Origin of the sequence: Gemmiger sp. (genome assembly GCF_036306485.1) — a bacterium.
Classification (GTDB): domain Bacteria; phylum Bacillota; class Clostridia; order Oscillospirales; family Ruminococcaceae; genus Gemmiger.
In genome coordinates this window covers 1-23,779 of sequence record NZ_JAXJZK010000048.1, presented here as the reverse complement: position 1 = coordinate 23,779, position 23,779 = coordinate 1, and the positions used below count along the sequence as shown (strand labels likewise).

The 23,779-nt window shown below is 64.3% G+C and carries 24 protein-coding genes; 12 read left to right on the top strand and 12 right to left on the bottom strand.

From position 1 onward, the window contains the following. Positions 1-45: 45 nt before the first annotated feature. Both U0L91_RS10210 and U0L91_RS10205 read left to right on the top strand, forming a co-directional pair. Positions 46-762 carry an NAD-dependent protein deacylase gene (locus U0L91_RS10210; protein WP_330046659.1) on the top strand — a complete coding sequence of 239 codons (717 nt, stop codon included), beginning with the start codon at positions 46-48 and terminating at the stop codon, positions 760-762. A gap of 116 nt (positions 763-878) precedes the next feature. Next, positions 879-1,721, top strand: coding sequence for an HAD family hydrolase (locus tag U0L91_RS10205; protein ID WP_330046657.1), 843 nt, complete (start codon positions 879-881; stop codon positions 1,719-1,721). Between the two features lie 71 nt (positions 1,722-1,792). On the opposite strand, the gene U0L91_RS10200 is transcribed toward U0L91_RS10205, so the two are convergent. The 7 genes from U0L91_RS10200 to U0L91_RS10170 all read right to left on the bottom strand — a co-directional run bounded on the left by U0L91_RS10200 (position 1,793) and on the right by U0L91_RS10170 (position 8,251). Continuing rightward, positions 1,793-2,716 carry an ROK family protein gene (locus tag U0L91_RS10200; RefSeq protein ID WP_330046655.1) on the bottom strand — a complete coding sequence of 308 codons (924 nt, stop codon included), beginning with the start codon at positions 2,714-2,716 and terminating at the stop codon, positions 1,793-1,795. Continuing rightward, the gene (locus tag U0L91_RS10195; RefSeq protein ID WP_330046653.1) at positions 2,713-3,414 is read right to left on the bottom strand and encodes an N-acetylmannosamine-6-phosphate 2-epimerase; all 702 of its coding nucleotides are present in this window, start codon (positions 3,412-3,414) and stop codon (positions 2,713-2,715) included. Before U0L91_RS10195 ends, U0L91_RS10200 begins: the two co-directional genes overlap by 4 nt. 25 nt (positions 3,415-3,439) lie before the next feature. After that, positions 3,440-3,892: a NanQ anomerase/TabA/YiaL family protein gene (locus tag U0L91_RS10190; protein WP_330046651.1), complete on the bottom strand. Its 453-nt coding sequence runs from the start codon at positions 3,890-3,892 to the stop codon at positions 3,440-3,442. A gap of 70 nt (positions 3,893-3,962) precedes the next feature. Next, the gene (locus tag U0L91_RS10185; protein ID WP_330046649.1) at positions 3,963-4,901 is read right to left on the bottom strand and encodes a dihydrodipicolinate synthase family protein; all 939 of its coding nucleotides are present in this window, start codon (positions 4,899-4,901) and stop codon (positions 3,963-3,965) included. Positions 4,902-4,933: 32 nt separating this feature from the next. Continuing rightward, entirely contained in the window at positions 4,934-5,866 is a 933-nt protein-coding gene (locus U0L91_RS10180; RefSeq protein ID WP_330046647.1) for a carbohydrate ABC transporter permease, read from the bottom strand. 12 nt (positions 5,867-5,878) lie between these two features. Continuing rightward, complete coding sequence (locus U0L91_RS10175; RefSeq protein WP_330046645.1) at positions 5,879-6,787, bottom strand: carbohydrate ABC transporter permease; 909 nt, start codon at positions 6,785-6,787, stop codon at positions 5,879-5,881. Between the two features lie 99 nt (positions 6,788-6,886). Beyond that, positions 6,887-8,251, bottom strand: a complete 1,365-nt coding sequence (locus U0L91_RS10170) for an extracellular solute-binding protein (RefSeq protein WP_330046643.1) — start codon at positions 8,249-8,251, stop codon at positions 6,887-6,889. 557 nt (positions 8,252-8,808) lie between these two features. On the opposite strand from U0L91_RS10170, the gene U0L91_RS10165 reads away from it, so the two are divergent. Continuing rightward, positions 8,809-9,465 carry a GDSL-type esterase/lipase family protein gene (locus U0L91_RS10165; protein WP_330046641.1) on the top strand — a complete coding sequence of 219 codons (657 nt, stop codon included), beginning with the start codon at positions 8,809-8,811 and terminating at the stop codon, positions 9,463-9,465. Continuing rightward, complete coding sequence (locus U0L91_RS10160; RefSeq protein ID WP_330046639.1) at positions 9,462-10,310, top strand: MurR/RpiR family transcriptional regulator; 849 nt, start codon at positions 9,462-9,464, stop codon at positions 10,308-10,310. The genes U0L91_RS10165 and U0L91_RS10160 overlap by 4 nt, the downstream gene beginning before the upstream one ends. Positions 10,311-10,384: 74 nt before the next feature. On the opposite strand, the gene U0L91_RS10155 is transcribed toward U0L91_RS10160, so the two are convergent. Together U0L91_RS10155 and U0L91_RS10150 are read right to left on the bottom strand one after the other, a co-directional pair. Next, positions 10,385-11,878: a HAMP domain-containing sensor histidine kinase gene (locus tag U0L91_RS10155; protein ID WP_330046638.1), complete on the bottom strand. Its 1,494-nt coding sequence runs from the start codon at positions 11,876-11,878 to the stop codon at positions 10,385-10,387. Further along, positions 11,875-12,564, bottom strand: a complete 690-nt coding sequence (locus U0L91_RS10150) for a response regulator transcription factor (protein ID WP_330046637.1) — start codon at positions 12,562-12,564, stop codon at positions 11,875-11,877. Before U0L91_RS10150 ends, U0L91_RS10155 begins: the two co-directional genes overlap by 4 nt. A 194-nt stretch (positions 12,565-12,758) precedes the next feature. Here U0L91_RS10150 and ychF point away from each other — a divergent pair, with 194 nt between their 5' ends. Both ychF and U0L91_RS10140 read left to right on the top strand, forming a co-directional pair. Beyond that, complete coding sequence (gene ychF / locus U0L91_RS10145; protein WP_330046635.1) at positions 12,759-13,889, top strand: redox-regulated ATPase YchF; 1,131 nt, start codon at positions 12,759-12,761, stop codon at positions 13,887-13,889. Between the two features lie 13 nt (positions 13,890-13,902). Then, complete coding sequence (locus tag U0L91_RS10140; RefSeq protein ID WP_330046633.1) at positions 13,903-14,586, top strand: 5'-methylthioadenosine/adenosylhomocysteine nucleosidase; 684 nt, start codon at positions 13,903-13,905, stop codon at positions 14,584-14,586. A 62-nt stretch (positions 14,587-14,648) separates the two neighbouring features. Here U0L91_RS10140 and U0L91_RS10135 read toward each other — a convergent pair whose 3' ends face one another. The 3 genes from U0L91_RS10135 to dapF form a co-directional block, all read right to left on the bottom strand. Next, complete coding sequence (locus tag U0L91_RS10135) at positions 14,649-15,059, bottom strand: pyridoxamine 5'-phosphate oxidase family protein (RefSeq protein WP_330046631.1); 411 nt, start codon at positions 15,057-15,059, stop codon at positions 14,649-14,651. 15 nt (positions 15,060-15,074) lie between these two features. Continuing rightward, on the bottom strand, positions 15,075-16,274 hold the full coding sequence (locus tag U0L91_RS10130; RefSeq protein ID WP_330046629.1) for an LL-diaminopimelate aminotransferase: 1,200 nt from the start codon (positions 16,272-16,274) through the stop codon (positions 15,075-15,077). 75 nt (positions 16,275-16,349) lie between these two features. Beyond that, entirely contained in the window at positions 16,350-17,204 is an 855-nt protein-coding gene (gene dapF, locus U0L91_RS10125; RefSeq protein WP_330046628.1) for a diaminopimelate epimerase, read from the bottom strand. A 169-nt stretch (positions 17,205-17,373) separates the two neighbouring features. Here dapF and acpP point away from each other — a divergent pair, with 169 nt between their 5' ends. The 6 genes from acpP to U0L91_RS10095 all read left to right on the top strand — a co-directional run bounded on the left by acpP (position 17,374) and on the right by U0L91_RS10095 (position 23,742). Next, complete coding sequence (gene acpP / locus U0L91_RS10120; protein WP_330046627.1) at positions 17,374-17,610, top strand: acyl carrier protein; 237 nt, start codon at positions 17,374-17,376, stop codon at positions 17,608-17,610. A 33-nt stretch (positions 17,611-17,643) separates the two neighbouring features. Beyond that, positions 17,644-19,083 (top strand): proline--tRNA ligase, encoded by a 1,440-nt coding sequence (proS, locus tag U0L91_RS10115; RefSeq protein ID WP_330046625.1) that lies wholly within the window; start codon positions 17,644-17,646, stop codon positions 19,081-19,083. Between the two features lie 66 nt (positions 19,084-19,149). Next, positions 19,150-20,226, top strand: a complete 1,077-nt coding sequence (locus U0L91_RS10110) for a hypothetical protein (RefSeq protein WP_330046623.1) — start codon at positions 19,150-19,152, stop codon at positions 20,224-20,226. Positions 20,227-20,298: 72 nt separating this feature from the next. Continuing rightward, positions 20,299-21,183 carry an aldose 1-epimerase family protein gene (locus tag U0L91_RS10105; protein WP_330046621.1) on the top strand — a complete coding sequence of 295 codons (885 nt, stop codon included), beginning with the start codon at positions 20,299-20,301 and terminating at the stop codon, positions 21,181-21,183. Beyond that, positions 21,183-22,730: an extracellular solute-binding protein gene (locus U0L91_RS10100; protein WP_330046619.1), complete on the top strand. Its 1,548-nt coding sequence runs from the start codon at positions 21,183-21,185 to the stop codon at positions 22,728-22,730. Before U0L91_RS10105 ends, U0L91_RS10100 begins: the two co-directional genes overlap by 1 nt. Before the next feature lie 22 nt (positions 22,731-22,752). Beyond that, positions 22,753-23,742 (top strand): aldo/keto reductase, encoded by a 990-nt coding sequence (locus U0L91_RS10095; protein WP_330046617.1) that lies wholly within the window; start codon positions 22,753-22,755, stop codon positions 23,740-23,742. The last annotated feature ends 37 nt before the right edge of the window (positions 23,743-23,779 follow it).

The following is a 23,779-nucleotide window of genomic DNA, read 5'->3' as shown; positions in this document are numbered from 1 at the left end:
TTTTATTATACCGGATCCGGCGTGAAAACGAAAGGGGCATCTGTCATGGAACAACGATTGCAGAAACTGGTGGACCGGTACAGCCGCATCGTCTTTTTTGGCGGCGCGGGCGTTTCGACGGAGAGCGGCATTCCGGATTTCCGTTCGGTGGACGGACTGTACCATCAGAAATTCAAGTACCCGCCCGAGGTCATGCTGTCTCACACCTTTTACGAGACCCACACGGCGGAATTCTTTGACTTTTACCGCAGCAAGCTGATCGTTCACGGCGCGCAGCCCAACGCCGCGCACCGGCGTCTGGCCGCGCTGGAACAGCAGGGCAAGCTGACCGCCGTGGTGACCCAGAACATCGACGGGCTGCACCAGGCCGCCGGCAGCCGCCGGGTGTACGAGCTGCACGGCTCGACGCTGCGCAACCACTGCACCCGGTGCGGCAAGTCCTACCCGGTCCAGTTCATCGAGGACGCCGCCGGCGTCGGGGACGGGGTGCCCCGCTGCACCGCGTGCGGCGGCATCGTCAAGCCGGATGTCGTGCTCTACGAGGAGGGGCTGGACGAGGCCACGCTGGAGGGCGCCGTCCGGGCCATCCGCGGCGCCGACATGCTGATCGTGGGCGGCACCAGCCTGGCCGTCTATCCGGCCGCGGGGCTGATCCGGTATTTCCGGGGGGATGATCTGGTCGTCATCAACAAGGACCCCACCCCCGCCGACTCGATGGCAACGCTGGTGATCCACGGCCCGATCGGGGAAGCGATGGCATAAAAATTTACATGGCTTTTATGGATTTTTCACAAAACCCCTTGCGCTTTTTTGGTAGTTTCTGGTATGATAAGGGAAACGGAAACGCAAAGCGACGTTTCCGGGAGGGGGTCTAAGTGATGTCGAGTGCTTTGAGTGATTTTTCCCGCAAGCGGGATTTTCTGGTCTGTCTGGATTCCGACGGATGTGTGATGGACACGGTGCGCATCAAGCACTGCACGGTGTTCTGCCCGGAGCTGATCCGGGTGTTCGGGCTGGAAAGCCACGCCGCCTTTCTTTCGGCCGCGTGGGAAGAGATCAACCTGAACAGCATCACCCGGGGCATCTCCCGGTTTGAAAGCGTCGTGCTGATCTTTGACCGGCTGAAAAACCGCGGCATTGATGTCCCGGGCAGCGAGGAGATCTCGGCCTGGGTCTCGACGGCTTCCGAACTGTCCACGGCCAGTCTGCAGCAGGAGGTGCTGCGCTCGGGCAGTCTGGCGCTGCGCAAGCTGCAGGAGTGGAACAACGCCTGCAACCGCCGCATCCAGACGCTGGAACCGACCTTCCGGCCGTTCCCGGGGGTGGAGGACAGTCTGCGGCAGCTCCACGCCATCGCCGATGTGGCGGTGGTCTCGGCTGCCAACGAGAGCGCCATCGAGAGCGAGTGGACCCGCTACGGTCTGGCCAAACACGCCGATGTGATTTTCGGCCAGGAGGTGGGCAGCAAGGCCAACTCCATTGCCTCGATGCTGGCCTGCGGCTATGAGAGCCGCAAGGTGCTGATGGTCGGCGACGCGATGGGCGACGCCCAGGCCGCCGCGGCCAACGGGGTTTCCTTTGTGCCCATCCTGCCCGGCCGTGAGGCCGAGAGCTGGCGCCGTCTGCAGGAGGAGGCACTGCCCAAGCTGCTGCACGGCACCTTCAATCCCGATTATCAGGCCACGCTGCTGGCCCAGCTGCGCAGCGTGCTGCACGGCTGATCCCGCAAGAATCAAACAAGGACCGTGCGGTCCCTGCCCCCGATGGGGCGGACCGCACGGTCCTTTTGTCCTTATTCGCGGTGCGCGCGGAAATAGTAGACGGCGCCCACAAGGCCGGCGTCGTTCTGCAGAGCGGCCGACCGCAGTTCCAGCCCCTTGGCGAAGGCCGGCATGACCGAGTCCCGGACCTGCCGGGCCAGCGGCTCGATGAGCAGCTCCTGCTGGGCGCTGACGCCGCCGCCGATCAGGATGAGCTGGGGGTTGAAGATATGGACCAGCCCGGCCAGCCCCTCGGCGATCTCGGTACGCCAGGCGGCAAGCAGGTCCAGCACCTCCGGCCGGCCCGCGGCGGCCGCCGCAAAGACGGCCCGGCCGTCGGTCAGCGCGGGGTCCAGTTCCCTGGCCCGGCGCACCAGCGCGGTGGTGGAGGCCGTCTGTTCCCAGCAGCCCCGGGCCCCGCAGGTGCAGGGCGCGCCGTCCAGCGCGTGGAGCCGGAAATGCCCGAGCTCCCCGCCGAGGCCGCGGGCCCCCTCGAGCAGGTGGCCGCCGGTCAGCACGCCGCCGCCCACGCCGGTGCCCAGCGTGACGCCGATCACGTCGGTGTAGCCGCGCGCCCCGCCGGCCCAGACCTCGCCCAGGCACATGCAGTTGGCGTCGTTGGCCACCGTGACGGGCAACGAGAAGGCATGTTCCAGCGTCTCGCGGATCGGCGCGCCGACCCAGCCGGGCAGGCTGCCGCAGGTGCCGGCCACCAGCCCGCGGACGCTGTCGATCTGGCCGGTGGCGGAGACGCCGATGCCGGACAGGCTTCCGGCCTCGGTGTGCCAGCGGTCCAGGAAATCCCGCGCCGCCGCCGTGACGGTGTCCAGGATGGGGGTCCGGTAGCCGTCAAAGCTGACGCTGCGCTCGTCCCGGGCAAAGACCGTGCCGGTCTCGTCCACCAGGCCCAGCTTGACCGCCGTGCCGCCGATGTCGATGCCAAAATAGCTTTTCATTTCAAATCTCCAATCGCTGCCGTGAACCGGGCGGTGATTTCGGCGGGGCGGGTGATTGCACCGCCCACGACCAGGGCAAAGGCGCCGGCCTGCAGGGCGCGGCGGGCCTGCTCGGGGTAGTGGATATGCCCCTCGGCGATGACTTTGGCCGGGCAGTGGGCGGCCAGGCGGGCGATGAAGTCAAAGTCCGTCTCGTCAATGCCCTGGGTCTCGGGGGTGTAGCCGCGCATCGTGGTGCCCACAAAATCGGCGCCCGCCTGCGCACAGGCCATGGCCTCCTCGTCGGTGGCGATGTCCGCCATCACGAGCTGGCCGGGGTAGCGGGCCTTGATGCGTCGGATGAAGTCCGGCGAGGTCTCACCGTCGGGGCGCAGGGCCGAGGTGCCCTGCACGGCCAGGATGTCCACGCCGCAGGCCACCAGCTCGTCCACCTCGCGCATCGTGACCGTGATGTACATCGGCGTGCCGGGGTAGTCCTTCTTGATGATGCCGATGACCGGCAGATTCACCACCGCCTTGATCTGGGTGATGTCCCGCACGGTGTTGGCACGGATGCCCACGGCGCCGCTCATCGCGGCGGCCTTGGCCATCAGCGGCATGATGCCGCCCTCCTTGGTGTAGAGGGGTTCGTTCTCCAGCGCCTGGCAGGACACAATGAGGCCGTGCCGGATCTGGTCAAAAATTGCTTCGTTGGTCATTGCTGTGCACTCCTTTCGCGGCGGGTCAGGGAAGCATCTCGATCTTGACGACGGCCTTGCGCACCCGGTCGCAGCCGGGGGTCCGGCAGCTGGGCTTATGCAGCTCGCCGGGGAAGAACAGCGCAAACCGTCCGTCGCCCAGCGCACCGCCGGCCTGTTCGGGGCCGACGGCAAAGCCGCAGTCCCCCGCCGCGTCAAAGCTGCCCTGCAGCGTGCCGTCGGCGGCCCAGCCCCAGTGCTCGCTGCCGGTCAGGTCGATCTGCAGGTCGGCGTAGCGGCGATGGTACTCAAAGGCGGCGCCCGCGGCATCCCGCAGGTCGGCGTCCATCACGTTGATAAAGACCTTCTCCCCTTCCACCGGGCAGCGCCCGGGGGACAGGGCGGCGAGGTCGTGGTGTTCCAGCCAGTCGATCGCGGTGTCCAGGTTGGGATGCAGCCCGCGCAGACGGCCCAGATGAGCCAGCGTATCGGTGATCATGGCAAAATCCTCCCAAAAAGGGCCGGCGCTCCCCTGTCCCCGCTGCGGGTGCCGGGGACGCCGGCCGGTGTTACAGCGATGCCGCGCCGGCGACCGCTGCCTCAATCATCTGGCGGGCCTGCTCCACGACCGCCTCATCCTCCGGGCAGAGGTTGGGCAGCGGGGCGCGCACGCCGCCCAGGTCCAGGCCGTACATCCGGCGCAGGATCTCCTTCTGGACCGCGTAGAGGTTGCCCCTGGCTTCGCACATCTTGTAGATGATGCGGTCCGCCTGGTACTGCAGGGTGCGGGCCCCGGCGTTGTCGCCCCGGGCGACCAGCTCGTACATCTTGAGGAACAGTTCCGGCATGACGGCGTAGGTGCCGCCGATGCCGCCGTCCGCGCCCATCATCAGGCCGGTGACAAACTGCTCGTCGGGGCCGTTGAAGACCGCAAAGCCGTCCTCGCCGCGCGCCGCCACGCCGGCATCCTTGAACATCTGGATGTCCTGGGTGGGCATCGAGGAGTTCTTGACCGCCGCGACGTTGGGGTTCTGCAGCATCGTCTGCAGCAGGCTCATCGTCAGCGCGGTGCCGGCCAGCTGGGGAATGTTGTAGATCACGAAATCGGTGTGGGGCGCCGCCGCGCTCATCGTATTCCAGTAGTCGGCGATGGCGTACTCGGGCAGATGGAAGTAGATCGGCGGGATGGCCGCGATGGCATCGACGCCGCAGGCCTCGGCGTGGGCGGCCAGCTCGGCGGAGTCCGCCGTGTTGTTGCAGGCCACATGGGCAATGACGGTGATGCGGCCGCGGGCTTCCTCCATGACGGCTTCCAGCACGGCCTTGCGCTCATCGACGTGCTGGTAGATGCACTCGCCGGAGGACCCGCCGACATAGACGCCCTTGACGCCCTTGGCGATTAGGTGCCTGGTCAGCGCCCGGACGCCGTCCGTGCTGATGCCGCCGGCCTTGTCGTAGCAGGCGTAGAACGCCGGGATGACGCCCCGGTATCTGGTGATATCTTTCATGATAAGGACACTCCTTTTTCAAATTGCATGTTTTATCCCTTGACGGCGCCCATCGCGATGCCTTTGGTGAAGTATTTCTGGAAGATCAGGAAGACGACGATGATGGGGATGGCCGCCAGGGCCGCGCCCGCCATGATCAGGCCGAAGTCGGTGGAGTTCTCGGCCTGGAGTTTGGCGATGCCCAGCGAGATGGTCAGCGTGTTGGTGCTGGACAGCATGATCAACTGCATGAAGTAGTCGTTCCAGGAATTGATGAAGGTGAAGATGGCCAGGGCGCCGATGCCGGGCTTGACCATCGGCACAATGATGCGCAGGAAGGTGCGGGCCTCGCTGGCGCCGTCAATGCGGGCCGCCTCGATCATCTCGGTGGGGATGCCCTCACTGAACTGCTTCATCAGAAAGACGCCGAAGGGCCAGCCCACAATCGGGAAGATTGCCGCCCACAGCGTGTTGTACAGGTGCAGGCCGGACATCTCCCGCAGCAGCGGGACCAGGATGACCTGCTTGGGCAGGGCCATCGCACAGACGATCAGGGTGAACAGCAGCTTGCGGCCGACGAACCGCTTTTTGGCCAGGGCATAGCCGGCCATGGCGGAGGTGATGCAGGTCAGGATCATGGCGGCCACGGCCATGAACACCGTGTTGACCAGCCAGCGGATCGCGCCCGGCACGACGGGGCCGCTGCTGAAGACGAGGGATTTGCCGTTTGCGGTGAACAGCGAGCTGAACGGCAGATTCAGTTCCCAGAGCGGGGCTTTCTGGCGGCTGAACAGCTTCTGGTAGTTTTCCAGCACCCACTGGCTGGGCCACCATTCGGGGGTGGTGGCGTTGATGGCCGCGCCGGTCTTGAAGGAGCCGGTGACGATCCAGTACAGCGGGAAGGCGAACAGCAGCGCGACGACGGCGATGACGATGAGGGTCACGATGTCGTAAGGGGTCTTGCTCTTCAGTTTCTTGTGTCTCATGGGAAAACCTCCTTACTCCGACTGCGCGACCTTGAACTGCAGCGCCGAGAGCGCGGCGATGATCAGGGCCAGCACAACGCCCATGGCGTCGCCGTATCCGTAGCGGTACAGCTTGAAGGCGCTGTAATAAATGTAGTACATGATGGTGTCGGTGCTGTGGTTGGGGCCGCCCGAGGTGAGCAGCTGGATCAGCGCGAAGCACTGGAAGGAGTTGATCGTCGTGATGACCAGGATGTACAGCGTCGTGGGCATGATGGCCGGCCATTTGATTTTCCAGAAGCTCTGCAGCTTGGTGGCACCGTCCACCTCGGCGGCTTCGACGAGGCTCTGGTCCACGTTGCCGAGCGCCGAGACATACAGCACGATGGGCTGGCCCACCGAGGTGGTGAGCAGGATCAGGATGATGCAGCCCAGCGCAAAGCGCTCATCGCCGAGCCAGTTGATGTTCTTTTCCAGCAGGCCGGTGCGGGTGCCCAGGTAGTTGAAGATGCCGTAGTAGTTGTTGAACATCCACTTCCACACCACGGTGACGGCCACCGATCCGGTGACGACCGGCAGATAGAACACGCAGCGGAACAGGCTGGTCAGCCAGCCGGGCATGTTGACGATGGCCGAGGACACCCACAGCGAGAACGCACAGGTCACAGGGACCGAGACCACGACGATGATGAAGGTATTCTTCAGCGCGCCGAGGAAGATGGGGTCGGTGAACAGTTCCTGGTAGTTTTTCAGCCCGATGAAGACATCGGCCTTGTTCATGGTGGAGTCAAAGAAGCTGGTGTACAGGCACATGAACATGGGGTAGATCACGAACCCCACAAAGAACACCAGGCTGGGCAGCAGGAACAGGTAGGCGGAGGTGGTTTCCTGACGGACCAGCGCCCGGCTGCGCCTTGGCTCTTTCACTTTGGTTGCGGTCAAAAGGCTCACCCTTTCTGATAAAAAGGTGCGCTCTCCCTCGGTTTCAGCCATCAGGGAGGGCGCACCCTCTCAACTATTTACGGTTCGGATCGGACAGGATCAGGCAGCCCCGGCCGCAGCGTTGGCGGTGGTGCAGAATTCCGTCACAGCGGTGGCGACATCGGCACCGGAGTTGATCTGCTGCAGCATGTTCCACCAGGCGGTACGGGCTTCGGCCCAGCCGGGCACGACCTGGTAGTAGTCGCCCAGGTAGGGCATGAGCTTCTGGTACTCGCTCATGACGGCGTCATCGGCGTACAGGTCGCTCAGAGAGGTCTTGACCGAGAAGTAGGTGGACGCCTTGACGGCCTTGGCGGTCTCGTCGGAGTTGCACATGAAGTCGATGAAGGCCTTGGACGCGGCAATGCGGTTTTCGTCGCCGTTGTCAAAGACGCCGAAGCCCCAGATGCCGCCGCACAGTTTGGGATCGCCGGAATCCGTCGGGAAGGCCATGAAGGCGATCTCGTCACCGTTGTTGGTGAAGCCGGCCTCGTTGGTCTCGTGCTTGGTCTGCTCGCCGATGTTCCAGCAGAACGCCATCGCAAAGGTGCCGTTGCGGAACATCGTGATCTCGTCGGCGCCGACGATGCCCGGGTCAAACACGATGCCGTCGGTGCTCTTGAGCGTCTCGAGGGCCTTGATGTTCTCGGGCGAGTCCACGGTGTACTTGGTGTGGGCTTCGTCGGTGAAGGTGCCGCCGTAGAGGTTGTTGACCAGCGCGCGGGTGCCCTGGTCACCGCCCTGGCCGCCGCAGAAGACGGCGCCGACGGTATCCTGGCCGGACGCCTTGACGGCGGCCACGGCCTTGAGGAAGTTGTCGGTGGTCCAGGTGTGGTTTTCCAGATCCAGATACTGCAGGGCGTCGGCCTTCTCAAAGACGGTCTTGTTGATGGCCATGCAGTGGGCGGTCATGCACAGCGGATATTCATAGTAGGCGCCGGAGGTGTCCTTGCAGGCGGCCTCGACGCTGGGGTTGATGTCGGCCTTCTGCTCCTCGGTCCACAGGTCGCTCAGGTCCACCATCAGGCCCTTGGCGCCCCAGTTGGCCACCAGACGCTCGGGGCCTTCCATGACCAGGTCGGGGGCGGCGCCGCCCTCGATGGCGGTGTTGACCTGGTCGTCGCCGTTGGTGTAGTCCAGATATTCCACCGAGACGCTGATGTTCGGGTAGGCGGCATTGAAGTCGGCAAGCAGTTCCTGCACGGCCTCATCGTTGCCCCAGTTGCCGATCGGATAGGTCCACAGGGTGATGTCTGCGGTCAGATCGCTTCCCGCGGCACCGGCCGTGGTCTCCGCCGTTGCGGAGGCGGCTTCGGAGGAAGAGGTGCCGCCGGAGGCCGCGCTGGAGGAATCCGTGCCGCCGCATCCGGCGAGCAGGCCCGCAGCCATGCCGGCCGCAAGAAGCAGAGAGAGTTGCTTTTTCATGTTGTTTCTCCTTTGATGGTCGTGTATCTTCGGACAAGGTGGGAGGGCCTCGCACGTCCCTCCCGATCGCATCTTCATTTTGTCTAGCGGTACTTTCACCAAGAATTTCCGGGAGTCTATGGCTATTCTGTACAAAATCCTTGCACCATAGTGAAAAGTTGTTGAAATATTGCGAAAAATTGCGGCCGTGCGGCGCCCGCTGCGGGACTTTCAGAATCTGAAACATCTTTTCCGTTCTTTTCATTTTCCGATCCGGGCAGGCGGCGGGGCGTCCGGATTTTTATTCGGTTTTTCGTAATTTTCATGCAGTATCGGGCGGCGGAGACCCGGAGCGGCGCGACGGTGGGGATGACAGGTTTTTCCGTTTCCGGGGCGGATTGCCCGGTAGATTGCACAAAAACAGACCCCGGATTCTAGGGAATGCGTCATCTTGTCAAGGGCTGGCGTTTCTTTTATACTAAAAATATGAAAAACTCTTCCGGGGCCGCGGGCCGTCCGGCCGGGCCAGAAAAAATGTTTTTCATTTCAGAACACAGAGAAACGGGATGGTATGGCAGATGCAGAAATTTGCGAATTTCCCCAAACGGCGGGTGCTGGTGTTCGGGGATTCCAATACTTACGGGTACAACCCCGAGACGGACGGCCGCTACGGCGACGACGAGCGGTTTGCCTGCCGGATGCAGGCCGCGCTGGGCGACGGCTGGACCGTGATTGAGGAAGGACTGCCCGGCCGCACGGCCGTCTTTGACGACCCGATGAACGAGGGGCTGTGCGGGCTGGATCTGATTGCGCCGCTGATGCTCAGCCATGCGCCGCTGGATACCGTTTTGATTATGCTGGGCACCAATGACAGCAAGGCGCGGTTTGGCTGCGGGTCCTATCTGATTGCCCGCGGCCTGGTGCGTCTGGCGCGCAAGGCCTGCCAGACGCAGGACGCCTGGCGGACGCAGCCCGACGTGCTGCTGGTCTGCCCCGCGCCGATCCGTCCCGAATACGCCCAACGGATGTTCGCCGAACAGATGGGGCCCGGCTGCGACGTGCGCGCGGCCGGACTGGCGGACGCGCTGGAGCCGATGGCGCGGGAAGCCGGTCTGCGATTCTTTGATGCGGGCCGGGTCCCGGGTGTGGAGGTCCACCCGCTGGATGGCATGCATCTGACCAGAGAGGCGCACGCGGCGCTGGCGGATGCCCTGGTCAAGGAGTTGATCCGATGAACGCACAGAATTTTTGGCAGATCCTCAGCGAAAAGCACGACAGTCTGACCAAAAGCGGCCGGATTGTGGCGGAGTACCTGACCCGCCACGCCGAGGATGCGCAGTATCTGTCCATCTCCTCGCTGGCGCGGGAATGTCAGGTGGCGGAGGCGACGATCTTCCGGTTCTGCCGCAGCCTGGGGTTTGACGGCTACAACGAGATGAAGATCGCGCTGGCCCAGGCCAACGCCACCCAGAGTCCCGCCGCCAGCTACAAGCTGGAACCCGGCACCGACACGGCCACGCTGGCCGGCCATGCGGCGGCCGCCTCGATTGAGGCGATCAACGGCACGCGCAGCGCGCTGGACCCCGCGGCGCTGGACCAGGCGGCCACGCTGCTGCAGCGGGCCCGGCAGGTGTTCTGCATGGGCCAGGGCGGCAGCATGTACCTGGCCCAGGACATCTGGGCGCGGTTTGCCAACATTTCGACAAAATTCCACCTGGCGGGCGACAGCCACATGCAGGCCATCACGGCAAGTCTGATGGGGCCGGAGGATGTGGTGCTCTTCATCTCCTATTCCGGCGCGACCCGCGACCTGATGGAGACGCTGCGGCTGGTCAAGAACAACGGCGCCAAGGTCATTCTGCTGACCCACTATGCCGACGCCCCCGGCGCGGGGCTGGCCGACGTGGTGCTGCTCTGCGGTGCCCGGGAGAACCCGCTGGACTCGGGCAGCATCACCGTCAAGATTGCCTTTCTGTATGTGGCGGAGGTGCTGGTGCTGCGCTACACGCTGGACAACCAGGAGCTGACCGCCATTGCCCGCGACCGGACCAGCCGGGCGCTGGCCCCCAAACTGCTCTGAATCACAGACAAAAAAAGCCGGTACCGGTGCGCTCTGCACCGGTACCGGTTTTTTGTCGGGAAAGCCCGCCGCACTCAGACGGCGGATTTGGCGTTCTGGGGCTGCTTGCCGTTTTCGGCGGCAGGCAGCGTGAAGGTGAAGCGGCACCACTTGCCCTCCTCGCTCTCGGCCTTGATCTGGCCGCCCGAGAGGGTGATGAGCACCTTGCAGATATGCAGGCCGAGCCCGCTGCCCCGCGTGTTGAGGCCGCGGGAACGGTCCTCCTTGTAGAACCGCTCAAAGACAAAGGGCAGCGCCTCGGGGGAGATGCCGTCGCCGGTATTCTCGATGGCCACGACGACCATCGGGCCTTCGCGGTGGACATCGAAATGGATGACGCCGTCCGGCGGGGTGAACTTGATGGCGTTGTCCACGATGTTGTACACGACCTGGTGCACAAAATCCGGGTCAGCGTAGACCATCGTGCGGACCGGGTCCATGCCCTGAATGTCAATCTTGCCGTCCTCGATGCGCCGCTCGTCGGAGAGCACCACATCGGTCAGGGTGGCCCAGATGTCGTAGACCTTCGGGTGGCCCTTGACCTCGCCGGATTCCAGCTTGGTGATGTCCAGCATGTTCTGCACGAGGCGGGCCAGGCGGCCGGTCTCCTGCGAGACGATGCCCAGATAGCGTTTGTACTCGCTCTCGGGGATGGTGCCGTCCAGCATACCGTCAATGAAGCCCTTGATGCTGGTCATCGGGGTGCGCAGCTCGTGGGCGATGTTGCCCATGAACTGGCCGCGGGAATTGTCGATGTTCTGCAGCCGGCCGGCCATGTTGTTGAAGGTGGTCGCAAAATCGGCCAGCTCCTCACAGCCGTTGACCGGCGCCCGGGCCGTGAAATCGCCGCTGCCCAGCTGGCGGGCCGCCCGGCTGATCTGCTCGATCGGGACGGTGATCCGCCGGGCCAGCAGCATGCAGAGCACGCTGCAGACGATCAGGATGGCCACCGCCGACACGAGGAACATGCTGAGCATATCCCCCACATAGGACGCCAGCGCGTTCATCGGGGTGGCGGCAAAGAGGTATCCGGCGTTGCCGTCCATCTCGAGGCGGCGGCCCGCTATGTAGAATCCGCTGCGGAAGATGCCGTCCATCTTGCCCTGGATGAAGACATCCTCGCCGGCGTCCATCTCGCGGCGGAGCTTCTCGGGGACCTTGCCGCCCTCAAAGGCGTCGCTGCTCGTGTGGAGCAGCACATTGCCGTCCAGGTCGGCGACAAAGATCACCGCCCCCGAGGAGGTGTTGAACAGTTCAAACCCGCTGCGGGTGTTCTCGGCCGCCTGCTCGTCGGGCAGCGGCAGCGTCACGATGGACCCCTGCGCCGCAAACCGCTCGCTCATCGCGGTGGCGCCGTCCAGCACGGCGGTCAGCGAGACCTGCCGCTCCCGCACAAAGTAGGCGGTGGACATCGCGGTCTGGATGCCGCACATCAGCGCCAGACCCACCAGCAGCACCGAGGCGATGGTCTGGAAGAACTCCCCGCCGATGGTCCGGCGGCAGCGGCATTTGCGGACGGGGGCGCTCATTCCTTGACCTCGAACTTATAGCCCACGCCCCAGACCGTCTTGAGGTTCCACTGGTCGGAGGCGCCTTCCAGCTTCTCGCGCAGGCGCTTGACATGGACATCAATCGTGCGGGAGTCGCCGTAGTATTCAAAGCCCCAGACCTCGTCGAGCAGCTGGTCGCGGGTGTAGACGCGGTTGGGATGCCCGGCCAGGCAGGCCAGCAGTTCCAGCTCCTTGGGCGGCGCGTCCACCACCTTGCCCTTGACCTTGAGCTCGTAGCGGTTCATGTCAAGATGCAGGTTGTCAAAGTCATAGACGCCCTTGTTGTCCTCGTCCTTGGTGCCGCAGCGGCGCAGCACCGCCTTGATGCGGGCCGTGACCTCCTTGGCGTCGAAGGGTTTGACGATGTAGTCGTCGGCGCCGAGTTCCAGGCCCAGCACCTTGTCGTAGGTTTCGCCCTTGGCGGTCAGCATGATGATGGGGGTCTGGTTGTTCTGGCGGATCTTGCGGCAGACCTCCCAGCCGTCCATGCCGGGCATCATGACATCCAGCAGCACCATGTCGGGGTGCAGTTTTTCAAATTCGCTGAGCGCGGTGTTGCCGTCATAGGCCAGCGTGACCGCGAAGCCCTCCTTGACGAGGTACAGGCGCAGCAGTTCGCAGATATTTTTATCGTCGTCCACGACGAGAATTTTTTCATTCGCCATCTTGATTTCCTCCCTTATCGGCTGATGTGTTTTATTATAAGGGATAAATGTTGAAAAATAAAGAACATCCGGGCCCGCCGTCAGGAAAATTTGCACCCGCCGGGCAGCCCGCGCCGGGCCGAATTGTTCTTGCTTGTTTGCGCGCAGACGTGTATAATGGGACAGAACAGTACGCCAAAGGAGCGAAATCAACTATGAAATTAGGGATCGTGGGACTGCCCAACGTGGGCAAGTCCACTTTGTTCAATGCGCTGACCAGCACCCAGAATGCCCAGGCCGCCAACTATCCGTTCTGCACCATCGAGCCCAACTCCGGCATTGTGCCGGTGCCCGATCCGCGGCTGGACAAGCTGGCCGAGGTCTGGCAGACCGACAAAAAGACGCCCGCCATCGTGGAGTTTGTCGACATTGCGGGTCTTGTGAAGGGCGCCAGCCAGGGCGCGGGCCTTGGCAACAAGTTCCTGGGCCACATCCGGGAATGTGATGCCATCGTCCATGTGGTGCGCTGCTTTGACGATGACAACATCATCCACGTTGTGGAGGATGTCAACAAGCCGGAGAGCGTGGACCCGCTGCGGGACATCGACGCCATCGACCTGGAACTGATCCTGGCTGATCTGGATGTCGTGAACAACCGTCTGGGCCGTCAGCAGAAGGCCGCCAAGACCGGCAACAAGAACGCAGCCGCCGAGGCCGCCTGGCTGGCCGATCTGGCCGCCCATCTGGAGAGCGGCAAGCCGGCCCGCACCTTTGCCTTTGACGAGTCGGACGACGCCCAGCGTGCCGTCCGCCGCGAGCTGGGGCTGCTGTCGGCCAAGCCGGTCATCTACGCCTGCAACGTCGGCGAGGACGATCTGCTGGGCGGGCTGGACGCCAACCCCTACTATCCGCTGGTGGCAGCCCGCGCGGCCGAGGAGAACGCCCAGGCCATCCCGATCTGCGCCAAGACCGAGGAGGACATTGCGGAATCCACGCCCGAGGAGAAGCTGGCCTTCCTCAACGAGATGGGCATTGAATCCACCGGCCTCGACAAGCTGATCAAGGCCAGCTACGAGCTGCTGGGCCTCATCAGCTTCCTGACGGACGGCAAGAAGGAATGCCGCGCCTGGACCATCAAGCGCGGCACCAAGGCGCCCCAGGCCGCCGGCAAGATCCATTCGGACTTTGAGCGCGGCTTCATACGCGCCCAGGTCATCGGCTACGATGTGCTGGCCGACAACAATTTTGACTATGCGGCCGTCAAGGCCAAGGGCCTGCAGCGCACCGAGGGCAAGGAATATGTCGTGCAGGACGGCGACGTGATCGAGTTCCTGTTCAACGTCTGAGGAGGAAAAACGGATGAAGATCGGTATTATGGGCGCGATGCCCGATGAAGTGGACCAGCTCTGTGCACGGCTGTCCGATGTGACCCGGGAGACCTACGCCGGGGTGGAGTATCACCGCGGGATGCTCAACGGCCGCGAGGTCGTCGTCTGCTGCGGCGGCATGGGCAAGGCCAACGCCGCCTCCACCGTGCAGGTGCTCATCACCCGCTACGGCGCCGAGCGGATCATCTTCTCGGGCATTGCAGGCAACATGACCGGCAAGATCGGCATCGGGGATGTCTGTGTGGGCGAGACGGTGGTCTACCACGACGCCCAGAACGACATGATTGCCCAGAGTGCTCCCTTCCAGACCGAGTTCCACGGGGACCCGGCGCTGGTCCGCGCGGCGCTGGACGCCTGCAGCCGCTGCGGTGTCAAGGCCATTGCCGGCAAGATTGCGACGGGCGACCTGTTCATCGGCGATGCCGCGACCAAGCGGCAGATCGAGCAGGCCTGCGCCCCCGACTGCGTGGAGATGGAGGGCGCGGCGGTCAGCCAGATCGCGGCCCGCAACGGCGTGCCCTGCGTGATTCTGCGCACGATGAGCGACAATGCCGACGAGAGCGGCTATGAGGTGCTGGTGGTCAAGAAGTTCAGCATTGCGGAGTATGTCCGCACGGCCACCGCGATTGTCACCGCGATGATTGAGTCGCTGTAACTGCATACAAAAGGGGCCCCGCAGCCGGGATGGCTGCGGGGCCCCTTTGTTTTGTCAGGATCTCAGTAGTTGAGGATGTCCTTGACGGTGCCGGACATCGAGAACAGCTTGGCCGAGATATGGTCGAGGTAGACGATGCCCAGCTTGTTGCCGGTCTCCTCGTTGTAGAGGTCGGCGAGCTGCGGCATGACCTTAAAGGCGGCGTCGCGGGCTTCGGGGGTGTTGTCAAAGTTGGCGGTGCCCTGAATGCGCATCCACTCGCCCTTGTCATTGCAGGCGCAGATTTCCAGGTTGGTGTTGTCGAGCAGCTGCTTGTAGGCGGCCTTGTGCTTGCCGATGCCCAGGCACAGGTGGTCCTTGTACCACATCGCAAAGCCGATAGGCCGCACCCGCGGCAGATACCCGTCCACCGTGGCCAGGTAGAAAATGGGATTGTCCTTCAGAAACTGCATGATCTCTTCACTGGGCTGCATAACGATTCCTCCTTGTCACAGCGTTTTCAGAGCCGCCACAATGCGGTCGGCGGCCTCGCGGGTCTTGTCCGCATCGCCGAACGCGGTCAGGCGGAAATACCCGGCGCCGCAGGGGCCGAAGCCCTCGCCGGGGGTGCCGACGACGTTGGCGGTCTCGAGCAGCCAGTCAAAGAATTCCCAGCTGCCCATGCCGTTGGGGCAGCGCATCCAGATGTAGGGGCTGTTCTTGCCGCCGCAGTACCAGACGCCCGCCTTGTCCAGCGCCGCGCCGATGACGGCGGCGTTGCGGCGGTAGTAGTCCAGGTTGTGCTGGATTTCCTGCATGCCTTCCTTGGTAAAGACGGCCTCGGCGCCGCGCTGCACAACGTAGGCAACGCCGTTGAATTTGGTGGTCTGGCGGCGCAGCCACATCTTGTTCAGGCTCTGGCCGTCGCTGACGATGGCCTGGGGCACGATGGTGTAGCCGCAGCGGGTGCCGGTGAAGCCCGCAATCTTGGAGAAGCTGCACACCTCGACGGCGCACTCCTTGGCGCCCTCCACCTCATAGATGGAGCGGGCCGGGCCGGGCTCCGAGATGAAGCACTCGTAGGCGGCATCGTAGAGGATCAGCGCGTTGTTGGCCTTGGCCCAGCGCACCCACTCGGCCAGCTGGCCGGCCGTGTAGGCCGCGCCGGTCGGGTTGTTGGGGCTGCACAGATAGACGATGTCGGCATGGACGCTGTCATCCGGCATCGGCAGGAAGTTGTTGTCGGCGTTGGCGGCCATATACAGGATCTTGCGGCCCGCCATGACGTTGTCATCCACATAGACCGGATAGACCGGATCGGGCACCAGCACGGTGTTGTCCACATCGAACAGGTCCAGCAGGTTGCCCAGGTCGCTCTTGGCGCCGTCCGAGATGAAGATTTCGCTCATATCGAGATCGACGCTGCGCTCGCCGCGGTCGGCGTAGTAGCCGCGGATGGCGCTGCGCAGGAACTCATAGCCCTGCTCGCTGGGAATGTAGCCGTGGAAGGTCTCCTTGCGGCCCTGCTCCTCGACGGCCTTCTTCATCGCCTCGGTGACCGAGGCGGCCAGCGGCAGCGTCACGTCGCCGATGCCCAGACGGATCACGTCGCGGTCGGGGTGCGCGGCCTGGTAGGCCGAGACCTTGTGCGCGATGGTGCTGAACAGGTAGCTCTCGCTGAGTTCGGCATAGTGTTTGTTCAGTTTCATTGGCGGTTTTCCCCCTCTGGTTCACTTCATTCTGATCTTATACAGTTTATCACAAACGCCGGCCGGATTCAACACTCACACCGTCACGGTGCCGGTGAAGGCGGTCTCGGCGGGGCCGGTCATGAGGACCTCGTCATCCTCGCCGACCGTGATCGAGAGGGTGCCGCCCAGCAGCTGCACGTCGATCGGGGTGCCGCGCGGCGCCGTGCCCCGCAGCACCATCGCGGCGGCCGCCGCACAGGCCCCGGTGCCGCAGGCGAGGGTCTCGCCGCTGCCGCGCTCCCAGACCCGCATGACCAGGCTGGTGGGGCCTTCCTGCCAGACAAACTCGGTGTTGACGCCCTCGGGGAAGGCCGGGTGATGCTCAAATTCCGGTCCGATCGCCGCCAGCGCGGCCCCGGTGGGCAGCGTCTCGGCGTCCGGCCAGGGCACGACGCAGTGCGGGTTGCCCATACTGATGCCCGAGACCTCCCACGAACGGCCCGCCGCCACGAGCGGCACCCGGATCAGCGGCCCGGCGCCCAGCCCCACGGCGGGCAGCGTGTCTGCCTGGGCGGAGAAGCGGCCCATCTCGGCCTGCCAGATGCCCTCGCCCATCCGGCGCAGCGTCTTGCGGCCCGCCATCCGGGTGTCGATGCGGATCTCGTCGCGCGGGACCCCGTGGGTGTAGAGATACTGCGCCACACAGCGCACGCCGTTGCCGCACATCCGCCCTTCGCTGCCGTCGGCATTGAACATCCGCATCGTGGCGTCGGCGTCGGCGAGCGTCGGCGGGCAGATGCAGATGATGCCGTCCGCGCCCACGGAAAAATGCCGGCGGGACAGCCGGCGGCTCCACTCGGCGATCTGCGCCGGAAGGCCGCTTTCGCGGCAGTCCAGGTACAGATAATCGTTGCCGCATCCGTGCATTTTGGTGAATTGCAGTTCCATGGCAGGTGCCTCCTTCAGACAGGTAGTATGATGTTATCATAGCGCTTTTGGCCCGGCCGTACAAGCGCTGGGCCAAAAAAAGTTGCTCCGCCCTTGACAAGGCTGGGCAGATAGGCTATAAAAATACTGATGACTTTATTCTAATATGCAGATACAAGGAGAACGATCTATGGAATCCGAAGTTTTTGAACGCATCCGCGATTATCTGGCGGACCAGCTGGACGTGGAGCCCGAGAAAATCAGCCCCGAAAGTGACATCATCAACGATTTCGGTGCCGACAGCCTGGACGTGATCGACATGATCACCACCCTTTCGGACGAGTTCGGGGTGGAGATTCCTGATGAGGAGATCGAAAACTTCCACACGGTGGGCGACGTGGTCTCCTATGTGGAAGAGCGCCTGTAAGCGCAGCTGAAAGAGAAAGTGTGAGGGAAAACCATGGCGAAAGACAAGAAAAAAATGGTGGAGGCCATCACGGCGCAGGAAGTGGATTTTGCGCAGTGGTATACCGACATCTGCACCAAGGCGGAGCTGGTGGAGTATTCCAGCGTCAAGGGCTTTACGGTGCTGCGTCCCTACGGCTACGCCATCTGGGAGAACATCCAGCAGGACCTGGATCACCGCTTCAAGGCCACCGGTCACGAGAATGTGGCCATGCCCATGCTGATCCCCGAGAGCCTGCTCAAGAAGGAGGGCGAGCTGGTCAACGGCTTTGCCCCCGAGGTCGCCTGGGTCACCACCGGCGGTTCCGAACCGCTGGAGGAGCGTCTGGCGGTGCGTCCCACCAGCGAGACGATGTTCTGCGATCACTTTGCCCGTGTGCTGCATTCCTACCGTGACCTGCCGATGCTGTACAACCAGTGGTGCAGCGTCGTCCGCTGGGAAAAGACGACCCGCCCGTTCCTGCGCACCCGCGAATTCTGGTGGCAGGAAGGCCACACGATCCATGAGACCGCCGCCGAGGCCGAGGCCGAGACCGAGCAGCAGCTGAACTGCTACGCGGATTTCTGCGAGCATGATCTGTGCATCCCGGTCATCAAGGGCCGCAAGACCGACAAGGAGAAGTTTGCCGGCGCCGAGGCCACCTACACGATCGAGGCCATGATGAAGGACGGCAAGGCGCTGCAGAGCGGCACCAGCCACTACTTCGGCGACAAGTTCAGCCGTGCCTACGACGTGACCTTCACGGGGCGCGACAACACGCTGCAGTATCCGTTCCAGACCTCCTGGGGCTGCACGACCCGTCTGATCGGCGCCATCATCATGACCCACGGCGACGACGACGGTCTGATTCTGCCCCCGGCCATTGCGCCCATCCAGGTGGTCATCGTCCCGGTGGCCGCCCACAAGCCCGGCGTGCTGGAGAAGGCCCGCGAGCTGGCCGCCGAGATCGGAAAGTATGCCCGCGTCAAGCTGGATGAGTCCGACAAGCAGCCCGGCTGGAAGTTTGCCCAGTGGGAGATGAAGGGCGTGCCCATCCGTCTGGAAGTGGGTCCCCGCGATGTCGAGAACGGCCAGTGTGTGCTGGTCCGCCGCGACAACCGCGAGAAGCAGTTTGTCAAGTTTGAAGATCTGAGCACCGCGATTCCGGCCGCCCTGGAGGCGCTGGCCGCGGCGCTGTATGACCGCGCGCTGCGCAACCGCGAGAGCCGTACCTGGAGTGCCACCACGATGGACGAGGTGCGCAAGCTCGTTGCGGAAAATACCGGTTTTATCAAGACGATGTGGTGCGGTGACCAGGCCTGTGAGGAAGCCATGAAGGAACAGGTCGGGCTTTCCAGCCGCTGCATGCCGTTTGCCCAGGAGCATCTTTCGGATGTCTGCCCGGTGTGCGGCAAGCCCGCCAAGAAGATGGTGGTCTGGGGCATCGCCTACTGAGCGGATGTGACAAGGCAGTGCCGTCCTGAAAAAGGGAGGCGCTGCCTTTTGTTTTAGGAAGGAACTATGCTGTTTGCCGGAATGACGTTGGGGCTGTATGCGCTGGGGCTGATCCTGACCGGGATCGGCAGCCGGCTCGCTTCGCGCTGCGCCACCTGGTGCTGTGCGCTGTGCGGCCTGCCGATGTGGATGGTCAGCGGCACGGTGGTCACCTTGTCGGCCGCGCTGCCCCAGCTGATGCTGGCGTTCCTGGCCTCGGGGCTGGAGGTGACCGCGCTGGCCGTCGGCACCGCGCTGGCCGGGGCCGTGACCTCGCTGGGTCTGGTGCTGGCGTGGTGTTTTCTGCGCCGCGACGTGGTGGTGGACCGCGGCGAATTCTGCCGCAAATGTCTGCTGCTCGCCGTGGCCTGCTGCGTCATTCTCTTCTCGGTGCGGGAGGGCACGCTGAGCTACACCGGCACCGGGATTCTGATGGCGCTGTTCGTGGTGTTCGTGATGCAGAGCATCGTCTACCGGCACGCCTTCGCCTTCGGCGAGGGGGTGGAGCTGGTCGAGATTGACTCCCCCGCCCCCGGCCTGCCGCAGACCGACACCGAGGGCGTGGCCCGGACGGCGGCCTTTCCGGCGATGAGCGTGGCCAACAGTCTGCGCAACCTGGGCGGCACGGTGCTGGGCCTGGGGCTGCTGGGCGCCGGGGCCGGGGCGCTGCTGACCAGCGCCGTCGCGCTGGCCAACCTGACCGGTACCATCCAGGCGCTGTGGGCCGCGACGCTGATCAGTCTGGGACTCAATCTGCCGATGTTCGCCGAGGTGCTGCACCACCCGCTGGGGTCGGTGTGGAAGAACTTCGCCGAGCGGTGCCGCATCTATCCGCCCCAGGCGCTGCCCATCCAGACGCTGAACAGCGCGATTCTCAGCGTGACCTTCGTGCTGCCGGTGTCCAGCCTGATGTACCGCCGGCGGCTGCCGGTGGGCGCCCAGTTCCGGCTGTATGATCTGCCCTTCTGCCTGGTCATGACCTGCGTGCTGCTGCTTCCGCCGCTGCTGGGGCGGCGGCTCTGCCGGTGGCAGGGCGCCGTCTGCCTGGGCCTTTACCTGGTTTACCTCTTCGCCGTGCTGTTCCTGCCGCGGGCAGGCGCCTGAGCACTGTGCCGATTGCACGGTATGCCGCCGCGGCATACTGTTGACAGATACAGAAGAAAAGGATGTGATTGTATGCAGTACCATATCGAGAACGAGTCGCTCCGCCTGACCGTGGACACCCACGGCGCCGAGGCGGTGAGCGTGCGCAGCCTGGCCGACGGGGCCGAGATGCTGTGGTGCGGCGATCCGGCCGTCTGGGGCCGCCATGCGCCGATCCTGTTCCCCTACACCGGCAAGCTGACCGGCGGGCGGATGATCGCCAAGGGCAAGGAGTACGCCGGCGGCCAGCACGGCTTTGCCCGCGACATGGAGCACACGCTGACCGCGCAGACCGACCGGTCGCTGACCTTTGAGCTGCGCGCCGACGAGGCCACCCGCGCCCGCTGGCCCTACGACTTTGTGCTGCGCTCGGAGTTCCGGCTGGAAGGCCGGACGGTCCGCCACACCCTGACCGTCGAGAACCCTTCCGAGCCGGTGCTGCGGTTCGGCATCGGGTATCACCCGGCCTTTGCGATTCCCTTTGACGACGCCCACACCTTCACGGACTATGAGTTCCGCTTTGACGAGCTGGAGAGTCCCCTCTGCGTGAGCTGCCTGCCCAACGGGCTGCTCAACGGGACGGACTTCCACTATCTGGCGCGCAACACCCGGAGCATCCCGGTGACGGATTCGCTGTTCGACCATGACAGCCACTGCATGGTCAACCTGCGCAGCAAGACGCTCGCCATTGTCGAGAAGGACACCGGCCGGGCCGTGCGGTGCGGCATCGAGGGGTACCCCTATGTGCTGATCTGGTCCGCCCTGCACAAGCCCTACCGTTTTCTCTGCATCGAGCCGTGGCAGAGCCTGCCCGGCGAGGAGAACGGGTCCCTGGTGTGGGAGGACCGTCCCTGTGCGGCCAGCCTGGGCCCCGGCGAGAGCTGGTCCACCACGCTGTGCACCACCTTTGACCGCTGATGGGGCTGTTCAGACGGATGGCGGCGGGCCTGCTGCTGGGAGCGATGCTCCTGACGGCGGGGTGTGCCCCGGCCGCGGCGGAGGATGATACGACCATCCAGATCCCGGTGTACAACCGGGGCGACCCCGACTGGTCGCTGACCAACAACTACTACACCCGGTGGATCGGCCGCAAATACGGTCTGCCCAACGATGTGCGGGTGGAGTACACGGCGGTGGGCCAGGACACCGACTTTGCGGATTTTCTGGACCGGACCGCCAACCACGCGGCGCCGGACCTGCTGTTCACCTATGACCTGAACCAGGCGCTGAGCCTGTGGGACGAGGGTGCGCTGCAGCCGCTGGACTACGAGGAACTGGCCCGGTACGCGCCGACCTACTATGCCGGCGTGCAGGACCTGCTGGAGCGCTACGGCTCCGCCGACGGGCAGACGGTCTTTCTGTTTGCGCGGGACGACAGTCTGTGCAGCCGCCGGGTGACGCTGATCCGCCGGGACTGGTGCGAGGAGACCGGCACCGACCTGCCCACCGACAATGACGGGCTGATCCGGGCGGCCGAGGCCTGGCGGGATGCCGGGCTGGGCACGCTGGGCGGCAGCATGCCGATGCGGGGCTTCACCTTTATGTGTCCCTGGCTGACCGGGGACACCTCCGAGGAGGAGATCGCGCTCTACCTGGACAAGAGCATTGCGCCGCTGACCTGGGAGCCGACAAAGCGGTATCTGCGCGACCTGAACGACAAGTACAACGCCGGGCTGCTGGACGAGAGCTTCTTTACCTGCACGACGGACGCCGATGCCATTGAAGCGTTTGTGAACGGCGAGTGCGGGACCTGCACGCTGGACCTGTCCTCCTGCACGTCGGTGTTCCGGCTGCTCTTTGCGCGGGAACCGGACGCCCAGGTGGATGTGCTGCCGGTGCTGGCGGGGGCGGACTGTCTGCCCGCCTCCTGCGAGGCGGAGCCGTTCGGGCTGGTCATGGGCATCAGCGCCGAGAGCACCGACGCCGAGCGGCGGGCGGTCTACGGGCTGCTGGAATGGATGAGCCAGCCCGAGAACCTGACCTGGCTGCAGCACGGCGTGCAGGACCGCAGCTACACGGTGGACCGGGACGGGGTGATCTGGCAGGACAGCAATTACAGCGGCAGCTACGAGCTGTCCCCCAACCAGAACCGGGAATACTGGTGCCTGGTGCGGGAGGATGTCCTGTGCGGCACCGGCGCCGGGACGGATGCGCTGCTGTCGGCCCTGGTGCCCAACGGCTGGCTGGACCTGATGCAGCGCCATTACGGCTACGAGCAGGACCAGGCGGCGTTCCGGGTGACGGTGCCGCTGTTTACCCGGGCGGTTCCGGCCCGGGCCGATCACTGGCGGGAACTGTTTGAGCTGTGGCAGCAGGCCTTCATTGACTGCACCACCTGCCCGCCCGACCGGTTTGACGAGGTATACCAATCCTACTGCACGCAGTATCTGGATTCGGGATATGAGGAGATTTTACAACAGAAGCAGTCCCTGCTGGACGCGGGGGCTGTCTACACGGCGGACTGAGCCGCCGGGGAAGGAGACTACCATGCATCAAGCCACTGCCACACGTTATGACACGATGGAATACCGCCGCTGCGGGCAGAGCGGTCTGAAACTGCCGACCGTCTCGCTGGGATTCTGGCACAACTTCGGCGACACCGGCTGCTATGAGACGATGAAGCAGATGGTGCTGACCGCCTTTGACAACGGCATCACCCATTTTGATCTGGCCAACAACTACGGTCCCGAGCCGGGCGCGGCCGAGCGCAACCTGGGCCGCATCCTGCGCGAGGAGCTGAGCGCCTACCGCGATGAGCTGATCATCTCGACCAAGGCGGGCTACGGAATGTGGCCCGGCCCCTACGGCGACCTGGGCAGCCGGAAATACCTGCTGGCCAGCCTGGACCAGAGTTTGCAGCGGCTGGGTCTGGAGTATGTGGACATCTTCTACCATCACCGGATGGACCCCGACACCCCGCTGGAAGAGACGATGGGCGCGCTGGCCCAGGCCGTGCGCAGCGGCAAGGCGCTGTATGTCGGCCTGTCCAACTACGACGGCCCGACGCTTGAGAAGGCCACGGCCCTGCTGCGGGAAGAGCGGGTTCCCTTTGTGATCAACCAGAACCGGTACTCCATCTTTGACCGCACGATCGAGAAGAACGGCCTGAAGGAGACCGCGACCCGGCTGCACAAGGGCATCATCGCCTTCAGCCCGCTGTGCCAGGGTCTGCTGACCAACCGCTACCTCAACGGCATCCCGGAGGACAGCCGCATCCGCACCGACGGCCGTTTCCTGCACGCCGACAACCTGACGCCGGAGCGTCTGGCGCAGATCCGCGGTCTGAACGACCTGGCCGCCCAGCGCGGCGAGAGCCTGGCCACGATGGCGCTGCGGTGGGTGCTCAAGGACGGCGCGGTGACCAGCGTGCTGGTGGGCGCAAGCCGCCCGGCCCAGATCCTGGATGATCTGAAGGTCCTGAACAGCCCCGCCCTGACCGACGAGGAGCTGGCCATCATCGACCGTTACAGCCTGTAACAACAAACAAAGCCGTCGGCCGCACCGGAATCCGGTG

Bases quoted from the DNA above. Each gene is read 5' to 3' on its own strand.
- U0L91_RS10195 (WP_330046653.1), bottom strand. From the start codon at position 3,414: ATGACCAACGAAGCAATTTTTGACCAGATCCGGCACGGCCTCATTGTG.
- U0L91_RS10185 (WP_330046649.1), bottom strand. From the start codon at position 4,901: ATGAAAGATATCACCAGATACCGGGGCGTCATCCCGGCGTTCTACGCC.
- U0L91_RS10165 (WP_330046641.1), top strand. From the start codon at position 8,809: ATGCAGAAATTTGCGAATTTCCCCAAACGGCGGGTGCTGGTGTTCGGG.
- U0L91_RS10095 (WP_330046617.1), top strand. From the start codon at position 22,753: ATGCATCAAGCCACTGCCACACGTTATGACACGATGGAATACCGCCGC.
- U0L91_RS10180 (WP_330046647.1), bottom strand. From the start codon at position 5,866: ATGAGACACAAGAAACTGAAGAGCAAGACCCCTTACGACATCGTGACC.
- U0L91_RS10210 (WP_330046659.1), top strand. From the start codon at position 46: ATGGAACAACGATTGCAGAAACTGGTGGACCGGTACAGCCGCATCGTC.
- U0L91_RS10200 (WP_330046655.1), bottom strand. From the start codon at position 2,716: ATGAAAAGCTATTTTGGCATCGACATCGGCGGCACGGCGGTCAAGCTG.
- U0L91_RS10130 (WP_330046629.1), bottom strand. From the start codon at position 16,274: ATGAAACTGAACAAACACTATGCCGAACTCAGCGAGAGCTACCTGTTC.
- U0L91_RS10135 (WP_330046631.1), bottom strand. From the start codon at position 15,059: ATGCAGCCCAGTGAAGAGATCATGCAGTTTCTGAAGGACAATCCCATT.
- U0L91_RS10160 (WP_330046639.1), top strand. From the start codon at position 9,462: ATGAACGCACAGAATTTTTGGCAGATCCTCAGCGAAAAGCACGACAGT.
- U0L91_RS10110 (WP_330046623.1), top strand. From the start codon at position 19,150: ATGCTGTTTGCCGGAATGACGTTGGGGCTGTATGCGCTGGGGCTGATC.
- U0L91_RS10105 (WP_330046621.1), top strand. From the start codon at position 20,299: ATGCAGTACCATATCGAGAACGAGTCGCTCCGCCTGACCGTGGACACC.
- U0L91_RS10150 (WP_330046637.1), bottom strand. From the start codon at position 12,564: ATGGCGAATGAAAAAATTCTCGTCGTGGACGACGATAAAAATATCTGC.
- U0L91_RS10100 (WP_330046619.1), top strand. From the start codon at position 21,183: ATGGGGCTGTTCAGACGGATGGCGGCGGGCCTGCTGCTGGGAGCGATG.
- U0L91_RS10205 (WP_330046657.1), top strand. From the start codon at position 879: ATGTCGAGTGCTTTGAGTGATTTTTCCCGCAAGCGGGATTTTCTGGTC.
- U0L91_RS10170 (WP_330046643.1), bottom strand. From the start codon at position 8,251: ATGAAAAAGCAACTCTCTCTGCTTCTTGCGGCCGGCATGGCTGCGGGC.
- acpP (WP_330046627.1), top strand. From the start codon at position 17,374: ATGGAATCCGAAGTTTTTGAACGCATCCGCGATTATCTGGCGGACCAG.
- dapF (WP_330046628.1), bottom strand. From the start codon at position 17,204: ATGGAACTGCAATTCACCAAAATGCACGGATGCGGCAACGATTATCTG.
- U0L91_RS10190 (WP_330046651.1), bottom strand. From the start codon at position 3,892: ATGATCACCGATACGCTGGCTCATCTGGGCCGTCTGCGCGGGCTGCAT.
- proS (WP_330046625.1), top strand. From the start codon at position 17,644: ATGGCGAAAGACAAGAAAAAAATGGTGGAGGCCATCACGGCGCAGGAA.
- U0L91_RS10140 (WP_330046633.1), top strand. From the start codon at position 13,903: ATGAAGATCGGTATTATGGGCGCGATGCCCGATGAAGTGGACCAGCTC.
- U0L91_RS10155 (WP_330046638.1), bottom strand. From the start codon at position 11,878: ATGAGCGCCCCCGTCCGCAAATGCCGCTGCCGCCGGACCATCGGCGGG.
- ychF (WP_330046635.1), top strand. From the start codon at position 12,759: ATGAAATTAGGGATCGTGGGACTGCCCAACGTGGGCAAGTCCACTTTG.